A 735-nucleotide genomic window follows, 5' to 3' on the forward strand; every position below is an offset into this window, starting at 1 on the left:
CCATTGGCAAACCGTCTGGGAACGCTGTGGTTCGCGCTGTTTTTTGCCGCAACCGGGTTGGCTTCGGTCGCGCTTTTCTGGGCGATGCATCCTTATGGTGAGGCGCCGCTGGTCGGGGCTTCCGGTGCGATATCGGGCATGATGGGGGCTGCGGCGCGTTTCGGCTTCCGCACCGACCGTTCGGCCGGCAAGGCCGCCTTCGCCGGCCCTGTGCTGCCGATCGCATTCGTATTGCGCCTGCGCGGTGTCGTGATCTTCCTCGCCCTGTGGATGGTCATCAATCTCGCCACCGGCCTGCTCGGGTTTGCCCCAGGGGTAGATGGTCAGATCGCCTGGGAGGCTCATATTGGCGGCTTTGTCGCGGGCTTCTTCGGCCTGCGCTGGTTCGACAGGCGATGGCAGGCGCCCGAGTGGGAAACGACTGACCACCGCACTTGAAATGCAACCGATCACGGCGCACGATGTTCACTCTTACGTGAAGGCCGGTCAGGGCAGGAACCGGCAGGCAAAGCAGAGGAGGACGCCATGACGGTGAAGGCAATTCTCGAGAGAAAAGGCCATGACGTGTTGACGCTCGGGCCGAACGAAAAGCTGAGCGAAGCCATCCGCATCCTGGCAGAGCACAAGATCGGTGCGCTGGTCATCACCAATGGCGATCGCAAGATCGTCGGCATCCTGTCAGAGCGCGACATCGTCCGGGTTGTCGCCCGGGAAGGTGGAGCCGCGCTCGATATC

At 62.7% G+C, this 735-nt stretch carries 2 protein-coding genes; both read left to right on the forward strand.

The window, feature by feature from the left end; translation table 11 throughout:
- Positions 1-438 (forward strand): rhomboid family intramembrane serine protease (locus tag EN750_RS37295; protein ID WP_145968329.1); only part of this gene is annotated, 438 nt, incomplete at its 5' end.
- A gap of 87 nt (positions 439-525) precedes the next feature.
- The coding region (locus tag EN750_RS37300) for a CBS domain-containing protein (protein WP_127399477.1) at positions 526-735 on the forward strand (210 nt) is incomplete at its 3' end.

It is taken from the genome of Mesorhizobium sp. M7A.F.Ca.ET.027.03.2.1, from assembly GCF_003999175.1.
Taxonomy (GTDB): Bacteria; Pseudomonadota; Alphaproteobacteria; order Rhizobiales; family Rhizobiaceae; genus Mesorhizobium.